Annotated in this window: 5 protein-coding genes; all 5 read right to left on the reverse strand. The window is 75.0% G+C overall.

Features of this window, described 5'->3' with window-relative positions; all coding sequences use genetic code 11:
• Window positions 1–4: 4 nt before the first annotated feature.
• From Bsp3421_RS03395 to Bsp3421_RS03415, 5 genes are read right to left on the reverse strand one after another with little or no spacing between them, the layout of a single operon-like run.
• The gene (locus Bsp3421_RS03395; RefSeq protein WP_273996938.1) at window positions 5–5,155 is read right to left on the reverse strand and encodes an alpha/beta fold hydrolase; all 5,151 of its coding nucleotides are present in this window, start codon (window positions 5,153–5,155) and stop codon (window positions 5–7) included.
• A gap of 30 nt (window positions 5,156–5,185) precedes the next feature.
• A complete protein-coding gene (locus tag Bsp3421_RS03400; RefSeq protein ID WP_273996939.1) occupies window positions 5,186–7,504 on the reverse strand; it encodes a type I polyketide synthase in 2,319 nt (772 codons plus the stop codon).
• A gap of 29 nt (window positions 7,505–7,533) precedes the next feature.
• Complete coding sequence (locus Bsp3421_RS03405) at window positions 7,534–7,953, reverse strand: acyl carrier protein (protein ID WP_273996940.1); 420 nt, start codon at window positions 7,951–7,953, stop codon at window positions 7,534–7,536.
• Window positions 7,950–11,264, reverse strand: a complete 3,315-nt coding sequence (locus tag Bsp3421_RS03410) for an aminotransferase class III-fold pyridoxal phosphate-dependent enzyme (protein ID WP_273996941.1) — start codon at window positions 11,262–11,264, stop codon at window positions 7,950–7,952. The genes Bsp3421_RS03405 and Bsp3421_RS03410 overlap by 4 nt, the downstream gene beginning before the upstream one ends.
• A complete protein-coding gene (locus Bsp3421_RS03415) occupies window positions 11,261–14,077 on the reverse strand; it encodes a type I polyketide synthase (RefSeq protein ID WP_273998431.1) in 2,817 nt (938 codons plus the stop codon). The genes Bsp3421_RS03410 and Bsp3421_RS03415 overlap by 4 nt, the downstream gene beginning before the upstream one ends.
• Between the last annotated feature and the right edge of the window lie 42 nt (window positions 14,078–14,119).

Here is a 14,119-nt window from a genome sequence, read left to right on the forward strand (position 1 = left end):
CGGGTCATCCTCGTTCAAGGTCGTGGCACAGCGCGCTCACCGCGTCGGCGAGCCGCGCCGCGGCGTCGGTATGCAGGTTGTGGCCGCCGTCGAGCGTGACGCTCGCGCCGCGCGGCAGCGCGAGGTCGGGCGCGACCAGCACCGGGGTGCCCGCGAATTCGCTCGCGCGGCCGTAGAAACGCGTCGACGGCATCGCGAGCCGGCCCAGCACCGCGAGATAGTCGGCCTGGCTGCACTGCGGATCGACGCCGAGCGGGTTGCGCAGCCGCGCGTCCCAGCGCCAGCTGACGCCGCCCGCCACGTCGCGCGCGATGCGCCGCGCGAGCGCCTCCGCGAGCGACGCGTCGAGCGCCGGGTGGCGCAGCAGCAGCATGCGCGCGGCCGACGCGAGGTCCGGATAGACCGGATGCGCGGGCGCGTCCGTCAGGTAGCGCAGATCCTGCGCCAGACGCTCGACCGGATCGGCGGCCTCGCGCAGCGACGGCGCGACCGGCTCGACCAGCACCAGGTGCGCGATCGCACCGGGCCGCAGCGCCGCGCCCAGCGCGGCGGCGATCGAGCCGAGCGAGTGGCCCGCCAGCACCACGCGCCGGCCCGCGCCCGCGACGTGGTCGAGCACCGCGAGCAGATCCGCGACGAATTCGGCCATGCTCGGCGGCGGCGCGCCCGGCGGCGCGCCAAGCGGACCGTGGCCGCGCAGGTCCGGCGCGACCACGCCGACGCCCGTCGCCGCGAGCGCCTGCGCGAACGGCGCCCAGATCGCGCCCTGGTCGAGGATCCCGTGCACGCAGACGATCTGCATCGGCGCGACGGCGGAACCCCAGCGGCACAAGCCGATGCGACGGCCGTCGAGGTCCAGGCGGGTGTCGCTCATCGAGGCCAGCGGGGCCGGCGCGGGTTCGCGCGGGGCGGCGGGCAGCCGCGCGCCGCGCGCCTCGGCGCGGTCGCGCCCGGCCGTCGGATCATGCTCGCCCGGCAGGTCGCGCGCGCCCGGCGCATCCTGCGCATCGGCCGGCTGCCCCGCGGCGCGCGCGCCCTGCCCGTCGGCCGCGTCATGCCCGGCGACGGCGCCCGCCTCACCCCGCCCGCCCTCGCCGAGCGCGAGCCCGGCAAGGCGCGCGGCGAGCCCTTCGAGCGTCGGCTGCTCGACGAGCAGCTTCGGACCGAGCTTGCAGCCCAGCCGCGCTTCGAGGCGATGATTGAGTTCCACCACCATCAGCGAATCGATGCCGAGCTCGCGCAGCGGCTGGCCCAGGTCGATCAATTCCGCCGCGCCGCCCGTCACGTCCGCCAGCAGCGCGCGCAGCGCCGTCGCGACGAGCCCCGCGCGCGCGTCGGCCGGCGCGGCGCGCAACTGCTTCGCGAGCGCGCCGTCCTCGCGGGCGGCCGCGCTCGCCGCGCGCCGCCCGAGCAGCGCGTAGAACGGCGCATCGCCCGTCGTCGGCAGGCTGCCGAGAAAGCGCGGCCACGCGACGTCCGCCACGACCGCGTGGGTGTCCGCGCCGAGCAGGAACGCGAACACGTCGAGCGCGTCGCCGGCCGGCAGCCGCGCCACGCCGAGCGCGTCGAAGCGCGCGCGGTTCGCGTCGCGGGCGCGCTCGGCCATCCCCGCGTCGTCCCACGGCCCCCAGCCGATGCAGGTCGCGGGCAGGCCCTGCGCGTGGCGATAGCGCGCGAGCGCATCGACGCAGGCGTTCGCCGCCGCGTAGTTCGCCTGCCCCGGCGCGCCCGTGACCGACGCGATCGACGAGAACAGCACGAACCAGTCGAGCGCGCGCGCCGCGGTCGCCTCGTGCAGATGCCACGCGCCCGCCAGCTTCGGCGCGAGCACGCGCGCGAAGCGCGCCCAGTCGAGGTTGGCGAGCGTCGCGTCGTCGAGCGCGCCCGCCGCGTGCACGACCCCGCCGAGCGGCGGCCCGTCCGCGTCGATGCGCCGGAACCCGGCCGCGACGCTCGCGGCATCCGTCACGTCCATCTCCAGCGCCTCGAAGCGCACCGCCGGATAGCGCGTGCGCCAGGCGTCCAGCGCGGCCGGGTCCGCGCGCCGCCCCGCGACGACGAGGTCGCGCGCGCCCTCGTCGGCCAGCCGCGCGACGAGCCGCCGGCCCAGCGCGCCGAAGCCGCCCGTCACCAGATAGCGGCGGTCAGCGCGCACCGGCCGGGCTGTGTCCGGCGCGGCCGCCAGATCCAGCACGACCTTGCCGACCTGACGCGCCTGCGCGAGATGACGGAACGCCGCCTCGGCCTGCGCGATCGGAAAGGTCCGCACGGGCAGCGGGCGCAACTCGCCCGCCTCGAAGCCGTGCGCGACCGCATCGAGCAGATCCGCCTGCAGCCCGCCCGCCGTGTCGTCCAGCTCGCCGAGATCGAAGGCCGCATAGGCGATGTCGGGCCGGTAGGCCTGCATGCGCGCCGCATCCCAGATGTCGATCTTGCCGATCTCGACGAAGCGGCCGCCCGGCGCGAGCACATCCGCGCTGCGCGGGATGAACGCGCCGCCGAGGCTGTTCAGCACGACGTCGACGCCGCGCCCGTCGGTCACGCGCCGCAGTTCGTCGGCGAAGTCGAGCGTGCGCGAGTGCATCACGTGCGCGACGCCCTGCGCCTTCAGCGCCGCCCACTTCGACGGGCTCGCGGTGCCGTACACGGTCGCGCCGGCGCGGCGCGCGATCTGCAACGCCGCCTGCCCGACGCCGCCCGCGCACGCGTGCACCAGCACGCGCTCGCCGGGCCGCACGCGCGCGAGCCGTTCCAGCGCATGAATCGCGGTCATGAAAACGGTCGGCAGCGCGGCGGCCTCGGCGGGCGTCAGGCCGCGCGGCACCGGACGCACGAGGCGCGCATCGGCGTTCACGTAGGCGGCGAGCGCCGACGGCGCCATCGCGAACACCACGTCGCCCGGCGCGAATCCGGTCACGCCCGCGCCGAGCCGCGCGATCCGGCCCGCGCACTCGAAGCCGAGCGGCTGGTCGAGCGCGCGCCGGATGCCGCGGCCTTCGCTGAACGCCTGCAGCATCCCGAGGCTGAACAGCACGTCCTTGAAGTTGACGGCCCCCGCCTGCACCTCGATCTCGACTTCGCCCGGGCCGGGCGCGGGCCGCGCGCAGCCGAGCAGCGCCAGCGCATCGAGGCCGCCGTAGCGCAGCGCGCGCAGCCGGAACGGGCCGGCCGGCCGCGCGAGCCCCGGCCGGAACGGCGACGCCTTGAGCGGGCCGAGCCGCGCCACGCTGCGGCGACCCTGCCGATAGGCGCTCGACGGCTCCGCGTCCGGCGCGAGCAGATCGTCGGCGAAGCCGGGCGGCAGGCCGGTTTCCCCGGGCGGCAGATCGACGCACGCGCACGCGAGCGCCGGGCATTCGAGCGCCACGCTGCGCGCGAAACCCCACAGCAGCGCGTGGGCGGGATGCGTCGGACCTTGTTCGTCGACCCGCTGCGCGCCGCGCGTGACGAACCACAGGCGCGGCCCGGCCGCCGTCGCGCGCTCCGCCAGCGCCTGCGCGAGCAGCAGCGCGCCCGCGCCGAGCGCGGGGTCCGCCAGGGCGGCCGGCGCGCCGGCCTCGGCCGCGTCGGCGGCCGACAGGTGCACCACGCCCGCGAACGGCACGCCCGCCGCGTCGAAGCGCAGCGCGAACAACTGCCGCCAGTCGCCGCAGGTCATGCCTTCCGCCTCGGCCGCGCCGACCCGCACGACCTGCGCGCCGCGCGCCTCGAACTGCGCGGCCGCCGCGGCCGCAGCCGCGTCGCCGAGCACGAGCCAGCCGCCGTGCGCCGCCACGGGCGGCAATTCGGCTGCGCGCGCCGGGCGGGTCTGCCAGTTCACCTCGTACAGCAGGTCGCGCCAGTCCGCGGTCGCGAACTGCAGCGCGCGCCGCTCGACCGGCACCGCCTCCAGGCCGTCGATGGCCGCGATCAGGCCACCGTCGTCGGCGATCAGGCGCAGGTCGGCCACGACCCGCGCGGGCGCGTCGTCGCGCGGCGCGCGCAGCGTCGCATGGCACCAGAACGCGGCGGGCGTCGCGCGCGGCGCCCACACGCGTTCGATCGACACCGGCAGGTAGGCCGTCTCGCCCCCCGGCGCGCCAACGATCGCGCCCACCGCCTGGAAACAGCCGTCGAGCAGCGGCGGCGCGAGCAGGTAGCCGGGGTCCGGCGCGACGTCGGCGGCGATCCGCGCGAGCACCGCCCGCGCGTCGGCGCGCCGCGACAGCGCGCGCACGCAGCGGTAGCCCGGGCCGTAGGCCAGGCCGAGCGCCGCGTAGTCGGCATAGAACGCGTCGACCGGCAGCGTTTCGCCCGATGCGTCGAAGCTGGCGCGCAACGCGCCGAGATCGGGGTTCGCGACCGGCGCGCACGGCGCGCCGAGACGCGCGCCGGCATGCGCGCGCCAGCCGGCCCCGGGCTCGTCCGCGCGCCGGCTGAACACGCGCAGGTCGTGGCCGCCGTCGCCGCGCCGCGTGGCGAGCGTTTGCAGCACGGTGCGCCGCGCGGGCGGGAACACGAGCGCCTGACTGATCGACAGCGCGTCGAGCGCGGGCGGCGTCTCCGGATACAGCGTCGAGGCGACCCGCAGCGCGAGATCGACATAGGCCGCGCCCGGCATCACGATGCGCTCGTAGACGCGGTGGTCGCGCACCTCGCGCGGATCGGGCGACGCCTGGTACAGGCACTCGCCGTCGGCCAGCGCGGCGGTCGGCAGGCGCGCGCCGAGCAGCGGGTGCGCATGCGCCTCGTCAGGCCCGGCGTCGGTCTCGCTGCCCGCGCGGGCAGCCGATGCGGTCGCAGCCGGCAACCAGTGGCGACGCCGTTCGAACGGGTAGGCCGGCAGCGCGCACGCGCGCCGCGCGGCCGGCGCGATGCGCCCCGCCTCGCGCCAGTCGAACGTCGCGCCGGCCGCATACAGCTCGCCGAGCGCGCCCACGAGCGTCGTCCAGTCGTCGCCGCGCCGCCGCAGGCTGCTGACCGCGCGCACCGGCCGGCCCGCGAGCGTGTCGCGCGCGAGCGCGGTCAGCGTCGCGCCGGGGCCGATCTCGATCAGGAGGTTCACGCCATCGGCCGCGAGCCGTTCGAGCGCCGCGTGAAAATCGACGGGCGCGCCGACCTGCGCGACCCAGTACGCGGGATCGCCCACCGCGTCCGCCGCGCCCGCCCCCGTCACCGTCGAGACGAATTCGAGCGACGGCGGAGCCTATCGAACCCGGGCCGCCGCCTGCCCGAATGCGTCGAGCATCGGCCTCATCAGCGGCGAGTGAAACGCATGCGATACGTCGAGCGGCGTCGTCACCACCGCGTGCCGCGCCGCGAGCCGCGCGCAGGCTTCCTGCAGCGGCCCGCTCGCGCCCGACAGCACGAGCTGCGTGGGCGCGTTGTACGCGGCGATCGCGACCGGCTCCGCCAGACCGGCCAAGGCGGCCTCGACCTGCGCGCGCGACGCGCCCGCCACCGCGACCATCGCGCCGCCCGCCGGCAGCGCCTGCATCAGCCGGCCGCGCGCCGCCACGAGCCGCGCCGCGTCGTCGAGCCCGAGCACGCCGGCGATGCACGCCGCCGCGAATTCGCCGATGCTGTGGCCCGCCACCGCGACGGGCGTCGCGCCCCATTGCAGCCACAGCCGCGCGAGCGCGTATTCGAGCGCGAACAGCGCGGGCTGCGTGTAGCGCGTCTGCGCGAGCAGCGCCGTGTCGGCGCCCCACATCACGTCGCGCAGCGGTCGGTCCAGTTCGCCCGCGAACGCGGCCTCGCATGCGTCGAACGCCGCGCGAAACGCCGGATGGCGACGGTACAGCCCCTCGCCCATGCCCGGGTACTGCGCGCCCTGCCCGGTGAACAGGAACGCGATGCGCGGCGTCGCGAACGCGGCCGCGTCAGGCGCGGCGGTGCGCGCCGCCTGCGCGTCGAGCTGCGCGGCCAATCCGGCCGCGTCGGGCGCGACCACCGCGAGCCGATGGCGCAGATGCGCGCGGCCGGTCGCGGCGGCATGGCACAGCGCATCGAGTTCATCGTCCCCGCCGTCCCGCACGCGGGCCGCGTAACGCGCCGCGAGCACGCGCAGCGCGGCATCGCTGCGCGCCGACACGCACAGCAGATGAAGCGGCGGTGCGGCCGGCGGCGGCGCGGCCTCTCCCGGCTCCGGCTCCGGCGCGGGCGGCGCCTCCACGACGACATGCGCGTTGGTCCCGCTGAAGCCGAAGCTGCTGACACCGCCGATCCGGCGCGCATCCGGCCACGGCGTCGCGGCGCGCGCGATCGCGAACGGCAGCCGATCCCACGGCACATGCGGATTCAGTTCACCGAGATGCGGGTAGCCGGGAATCACGCCGCGCCCGAGCGCGAGCACGAGCTTGATGAGCCCCGCGATCCCCGCCGCGACTTCGAGATGCCCGATCAGCGACTTGACCGCCCCAAGGTACAGCGGCGGCGCGCCGGCGCGGTCCGCGCCGAACACCTCGCCCAGCGCGCCGAGTTCGATCGGGTCGCCGAGCGCAGTGCCCGTGCCGTGGGTCTCGACATACGCGATCTCGCGCGGCGCGAGCCCCGCGTTCGCGAGCGCCCGGCGAATCAGCGCCGCCTGCGCGGGCCCGTTCGGCACGGTCAGGCCGCCGCTCGCGCCGTCCTGGTTGATCGCGCTGCCGCGGATCACCGCGTGGATCCGGTCGCCGTCCGCGCGGGCGCGCGCGAGCGGCTTCAGCACCAGCATCGCCGCGCCCTCGGCGCGTACGTAACCGTTCGCGCGCGCGTCGAAGGAATGGCAGCGCCCGTCCGGCGACATCATGCGCGCCTTCGAGAACGCGATCGTCGCCTCGGGCGCGAGCAGCAGGTTGGCGCTGCCGACCAGCGCGAACCCGCATTCGCCGCGCCGCAGGCTCTCCACCGCCTGATGCACCGCGACGAGCGCCGACGAGCACGCGGTATCGATCGACATGCACGGCCCCGTCAGCCCGAACGTGTACGCGAGGCGGCCCGCGGCGACGCTCGGCGCGTTGCCGGTGCCCCAGTATGCATTCGCGCCGGCCGGATCGGCGAGCGCAAGCCGGCCGTAGTCGGACGCGCAGATGCCGATGAACACGCCGCCCGCGCGGCCGTCGAGCGTGTCGGGCGGAATCGCCGCGTCCTCGAACGCGGCCCACGCGAGTTCGAGCAGCAGGCGCTGCTGCGGGTCCATGAGCGCCGCCTCGCGCGGCGTGATGCCGAAGAACGCCGCGTCGAAGCAGTCGACCCCGTCGATGAAGCCGCCGTGCCGCGTGACGAGCCGGCCCGGCGCGTCCGGATCGGCCGCGTACAGCGCGTCGGCGTCCCAGCGTTCGGGCGGCACCATGGTGATCGCATCGCGCCCCGCCTCCAGCAGGGACCAGAAGGCGTCCAGGCCGTCCGCGCCCGGCAGCCGGCACGCGATGCCGACGATCGCGATCGGCTCGGACGCGCGCCGTGCGTGCGCGTCCAGGTCCGCTTCGAGTCTGCGGATGAGTTTCAGCGCCTGCCTGAGGTCCTGCTGGTCCGTGCGGGTCATGGGTTCGTCCGGCGGAATGGGAGCCGCGGTCACAGGTCGTACTTGCGCAGCGTGCGCGCGAGCGCCGCATCGAGATCCTCGTCATCGTCCTCGCCGTCCGGCGCGTCGCGCGCGGCGGCAGCCCCTGCCGGCGGCGCGGCCGCCGCCACCCCGAACAGCCGTTCCACCACGAACGCCGCGAGCCGCTCCGGCGTCGGATGATCGAAGAACAAGGTGGTCGGCAGCACGCAGCCGAGCGCCTCGTCGAGATCCTCCTTCAATTCGAGCGCGCGCCGCGAATCGATGCCGAGCGCGGCGAAGCGCGCCTGCGCGTCGAGCGATTCGTGCGGATCGAGCGCGAGCGCCTCGCGCAGCGCGCCGAGCACGTGGTCGACCACGAGCGCGCGCCGCAGCGGCGCGGCCGCGGCCTCGATGCGCCGGCGCAGCGCGAGCGGAGCGGCGGCGCTCATGGCGCAAGCTCCGCCGCGTGCGCCGATTCGTTCTCGATCAGCTTCGCGAACAGGTTGAGCCAGCCGTACACCTCGTCCGCCGCGAACAGCGCGGTGTTGAAATCCAGTTCGATGCGCAAGCCGTCGGGCAACAGGAACAGGTTGAACATCAGGTCGAACTCGATCCAGCGGTTCACCGGCACGACCAGCGCCGGCGTCGTCGCGCCGAATGCCGGCAATTGCGCGAGCGGCTCGACGTTGAACGTGATGTCGACGGGCGTGTCGCGCTCCGGCGCGCCTTCGGCCAGATACAGCGCGCGCAGCTCGTGGTGCGGGAAGCGCGCATGCGACATCACCTGGCTGAACGCCGCGCGCGCCTCGCGCAGCACCGCGTCGAAGCCCGCCCCCTCGCCGCGCGCGGGCAGCAGCGGCGGCAGGTTCACGCAGTTGCCGGCCAGCCCGCGCAGCCGGCTCGTGCGGTTCGCGAACGGCATCCCGACCACCGGCAGGCGGCCCCGGTACACGCGGCCCACGAACCATTGCAGGCACGCGAGCAGCCAGGTGAAGGTGGTGGTGCCGGCCTGCTTGGCCGCGGCCGCGACGGCGACCGAGCGCGCGGCATCGAGCGCGACGCTCGCGCGGCCGCCCGGGCGCGCGGCCGCGTCGCGCGGATGATGCACCGCGCCGGGCGGATGCCGCGCCTGATACGCGGCGATCTCGCGGATCGTCCCGGCCCAGTACGCGCGGTCGGCCGCGTAGCGGTCGCTCGCGCGATAGTCGCGCTCGTGCGCGATCCATTCGGCATACGACGGCGCGGGTTCGACCGGCTCGCCGTTGAAGCGCTGCGCGAAGCCGGCCAGCAGCACATCGAGCCCCCAGCCGTCGCAGACGAGGTGGTGCACCGACACGCACAGCAGCGCGCCGTCCGGAAACACATGCACGCGCGCGCGCAGGTTGTCGCCCGCGTCGACGTCGAGCGGCTCCGCCTGCTCGTGATCCGCGAGCGCGGCCGCGCGCTCGGGCGTGAGCGGCTCCGCATGCTCGACGCGCTCGGTCGGGCGCGGCGGCGCGCCGCCGAAACGCTGCACGCCGGCGTCGACGTCGATGCGGCACGCGAGCGCATCGTGCGCGCGCAGCGTCTCGTCGACGGCCGCCGCGAGACGCACGACATCGATCGCCGCGTCGAAGCGGAACGCGAAGCAGATGTGATTCGCGATGCGCCCTTCCGGTCGCGAGCGCTCCAGCGCGAGAAAGCGCTGCTGCGCGTCGGTCAGCGGCACGGAATCGGGTACGGCGGCGGGCGCGGCGGCATCCGGCTTCGCGGCGAGCGGGATCAGGCCGAGCGGCGCGAGCGCCGCGCACACCGCGCGCACGGTCTCGACCAGTTGCTCGAGATCCGCGTCGGTGTGCGCGGCCGACACGAAGCAGTTGCGCCCTTCCCAGATGTAGATGCCGTGCGCGAGCAGATGGTGATAGAACAGATCGAGGCTGCCTTCCGACGCGAAGCGGAACAGGGAGCTGAAATGCTCGACCGCGATCGCCGCGCCGGCTTCCGCGAACGCCGCGTTCAGGCGCTCGGCCAGCGACTCGGTGCGTGCGTTCAGGCGCGCGTGGAATTCCGGATCCGTCTGTTCGAGCTGCGCGAAACGTTCGAGCACCGCGAGCGCGGCCGCCATCGTCAACGGATGCTTCGAGAAGGTGCCCGCGAAGAAGATCGTCGGGCGTTCCGGATAGCTGTCGTCGCCGTAGCGCCACCAGCCGCCGTCGATGCCGTCCATGCAGCGCGCGCTGCCCGCGACCACGCCGATCGGCATGCCGCCGCCGACGATCTTGCCGTACGCGCACAGGTCGGCGCGCACGCCGAAGTATTCCTGCGCGCCGCCGCGCGCGCAGCGGAACCCGGAAATCACCTCGTCGAACACCAGCACGATGCCGCGCGCCTGCGTGAGCGCGCGCAGCCGCTTGAGGAACGCGCCCGGCCGCAGCGACGGCGCGCGGCTTTGCACCGGCTCCACCAGCACGACGCCGATCTCCGCGTGGTGCGCGTCGAGGAAGTCGAGCGACGCGTCGTCGCAGTAGTCGAGCACGATCGTGTCCGCGACGAACGAATCGGGCGTGCCGAGGCTGGCCGGCCGGGTCTCGCCATGCGCGCCGCGGCGCGCGAGCACGCCGTCGAAGCTGCCGTGGTACGAATTGCGGAAGATCACGAGCTTGTCGCGGCCCGACGCGAGCCGCGCGAGCCGGATCGCGGTCATCGTCGCCTCGGTGCCGGAATTGCAGAACACCACGCGCTCGTGGCCGGTGAAGCGCGTGATCCATTCGGCCACGCGCCCCGCGAGCGGCGATTGCGGCCCGACCGGCATGCCGACGTCGAGCTGCGCGCGCAGCGCATCGGCAATGAAGGCCGGCCCATGCCCGAACAGGTGAACGCCGAAGCCCATCGTGAAATCGACATAGCGGTTGCCGTCGATGTCGACGACGTGCGCGCCCTCGGCGCGGATCGCCGCGACCGGGTACACGAGTTCCTTCAGCAGCGGCCGGAAGCCGGCCGACACGCGGTTGTCCGAGAGCGGCGAGCGGTAAGCCTGCGCGAGCGCCTTCGAGGCGCTCAGGCGCGCGTCCTGGCAGGCGACGAACGCATCGAGATGCGCGCGCGTGCGCGCATCGTCGCCGCGCCGGTCCGCTTCGAGGCGTGGCGCGAAGGCGCTGAAGCGATCGTCGGCGGCGGAAGCGGGGATGGACTGCGCGGCGGTGGCGGCCGCCTCGGCCGACGCGTGAAGCGGGCCGGATTCGCGCGCAGCGGGGAAGCTCGCGGCGGCTGAGGTCGGCGCGGGCGGCGCGACGGCGGCCGGCCCGCGCTCGGGCATCGTCGGCGCACGCGCCGGCGCGCCGCCGCCCAGCAGCGCGAGCTGTTGCTCCATCAGGTCGAGCTGCCGCCGGAACAGCGCCTCGATCCCCGACGTGTCGGCGACGAGCGGCGCCGCGAGCGCCGGCGCGTCCTCCGCCGCGAACGCCGCAGGCGTCGTCGCGACCGCGGACGCCGCGCCGGGCCGCGCATCGAGCACCGCCTGCCACCGGCCATGCTGATACAGATGCGCGGCGACCCGGGCCACCGTGTTCACGCTCTCGTAGATCTCGCCGATCGACAGCGCGACCCGGTAGCGGCGATTGATGTCCTGCAGCGTCTCCGCGAGGATCAGCGAATCCGCGCCAAGATCGACGAACGGCCGTTCCGGATCGATCCGGTCCGGCGCGAGGCCGAGGCCGTGCGCAAGCTCGCCGACGACATGCGCCGTGATCCGCGCGAGGGCGGACGATGAAACGTCAGTCATTGGAGTGGACTCCCGGGAGGTAAGGAAGCGGCACGTCGCGCGCGCAGCACCGCGAGCTGGCCGCCGATCACGTCGAGCTGGCGCGCGACCAGCGCGTCGTACGCGCCCGCCGGCCGCGTGGTCGCGGACGTGGGTACGGACGTGGGTACGGACGTGGGTGTGGACGTGGGTGCGGACGTGGGTGTGGACGTAGGTGCGGACGTGGGCGCGGACGTGGTCGCGGACGTGGGCGCGGACGTGGGCGCGGACGTGGGTACGGACGTGGTCGCGGACGTGGGTGCGGACGTGGGTGCGGACGTGGTCGCGGACGTGGTCGCGGACGTGGGCGCGGACGTGGGCGCGGACGTGGGCGCGGACGTGGGCGCGGACGTGGTCGCGGACGTGGGCGCGGACGCCGATGCCCGCGCCGGCGCGGCGGGCGGCGTGTCCCAATACGGCTGCGCATCGAGCCCGCGCGCGGGCAGCCGCGCGGGCGTGTAGTCCGCCGACAGCGCCTCGGGCCGCAGCGTCACCTGTTGCGTGTGCAACTGGCCGAGTGCGTCGAGCAGGCACGCGAAGCCGTCGGCGCCGCGCCGTTGCGTGGCGACCGCGAGCACGCCCGCTGCGCCGTGGTCGCGCGCGATCAATCCGGACAGGACCCGGTCCGGCCCGATCTCGACGAACAGGTCGCAACCGCGCGCCGCGAGCGCCTCGATCCCACGCCGGAATTCCACCGGCGCGACCAGTTGCCGGCTCCAGTAGTCGGAGCCGGGCGGCAGCGCATCGAGCGGCGCGCCGTCCAGGTTCGAGATCACCGGAATCCGCGCGGGCGCCGTCGCGAGGGTGCGCGTGAATGCCGCGAGCCGCGCCGCCGCCGGACCGAGCGCGGGCGAATGGAATGCATGGCGAGCCGACAGCGCGCGACAGGCGAGCCCTTCGGCTTGCGCGTGCGCGGCGAACGCCTCGATCGCCGCGCGCGCGCCGCTGACCGATATCGCACGCGCGCCGTTGATGCCCGCCACGTGAACCGGCCGGCCGCTGCGCGCGATCGCGTCGCGCACCTGCGTCTCCGCGCCGAACACGTTGAGCATCGCGCCTTCGCCGTCCGCCGCCTGCATCAGGCGGCCGCGCGCATGCACGAGCGCCACGGCATCCTCCAGCGTCAGCATCCCGCCCACCGCCTGCGCGACCAGTTCGCCGAGGCTGTGGCCGATCAGCGCCTCCGGCGTCGCACCCGCGTCGAGCAGGCAGTGCGCAAGCGCGTATTCCAGGCAGAACAGCGCAAGCTGCGCGAGATGCGTGTCGTCGAGCAATGCGCGCTCGCCGCGTGCCCCGCCCTGCATCAGGTCCGCGATCTCCCAGCCGCTGCATGCGGCGATATGGGCCGCGCAGGCGTCGTAGTGCGCGCGAAACGTCGCATGACGCGCATACAGATCCGCGCCCATGCCCGCGTACTGGCTGCCCTGTCCGGTGAACACGAACGCCAGGCGCGGCGCGCGCGCACGCGCCGCGACGGGCGGTGCGGCATCGAGCTGCCGCACCGCGTCGGCGAGATCGTGCGCGACGAGCGCGCCGCGATGGCCGAGCGGCTCGCGATGGCGCGCGAGCGTCGCCGCCGCCCGCGCGAGCGACACCTCGCCCGTGGCGAGCCGCGCCGCGAGCGCACGCGCATCGCCTTCCGCGAGCGCGGCGCTGCGCGACGACAGCAGCAGCAAATGCGGCCCCGGCTCATCGGCGACCGATTGCTCCGCGCGTTCAACGTCGGCGCGCGCCACGATCACGTGCGCGTTCGACCCGCCGAAACCAAACGAACTCACGCCGACGCAGGCGTGCGCGCCCAACGGCGTCGCACGCGCGGCGATCGCGAGCCGCCCTTGCGCCGCGTCGAGCAGCGGGTTGTGCGGCGGCGCGATCGGATGCGGCGGCACCATGCCATGCTCCAGCATCAGCATCGCCTTGATCAATCCGCCCATGCCCGCCGCCGCTTCCATGTGGCCGACGTTGGCCTTCGCGGAGCCGAGGTGCCAGCAGGCGTCCGCCTCCGCCTCGCCCGCGCCGAGCGCGACGCGCACCGCGTCGATCTCGATCGCATCGCCAAGCCGCGTGCCGGTGCCATGCGTCTCGACATAACCGAGATCGGCCGGCCCGAGGCCCGCGCGCGCCAGCGCCGCGCGGATCACCTCGACCTGGCTCAGCCCGTTCGGCGCGGTGATGCCGTTGCTGCGGCCGTCCTGGTTCACCGCGCTCGCGCGGATCGCGCAGCGCGCCCTCGGCGCGAACGCCGGCCGGCGCGTCAGCACCACCACGCCGACGCCTTCCGCGCGCCCATAGCCGTCCGCATCCGCCGCGAAGGTCCGGCAGCGGCCGCTCGGCGACAGCATGCCCGCCTGCGAGAACGCGAGCGTGAGATCCGGCGCCGCGATCAGGTTCACGCCGCCGACCAGCACGAGATCGAGCGCGTCGCGTTCGAGCGCCTGGATCGCGACGTGCAGCGCCGTCAGCGACGACGAGCACGCGGTGTCGATCGTCAGGCTCGGGCCTTTCAGGTTGTAGTAGTACGACAGGCGGTTCGCGAGCAGGCTGTGCGAATTGCCGATGCCGTGGTACGCATCGATCGCCGTCTTGTCGCCGCCGCACAGCGTCATGTAGTCGGTGCTGCCCGCGCCGATGAACACGCCCACCTTCAGTTCGCGCAGCGCCGCGCGCGTGATGCCGGCATCCTCGAACGCATCGTGGGTCACGGTCAGCAGCATGCGCTGCTGCGGATCGAGCCGCGCGGCCTCGCGCGGCGCGATGCTGAAGTAGTCGGCGTCGAAGCCCGCGACGTCGCGCAGATAGCCGCCCTTGAGCGTCGTGACGCGCCCCGCGAGCGCGCG

It is taken from the genome of Burkholderia sp. FERM BP-3421 (assembly GCF_028657905.1).
Taxonomy (GTDB): domain Bacteria; phylum Pseudomonadota; class Gammaproteobacteria; order Burkholderiales; family Burkholderiaceae; genus Burkholderia.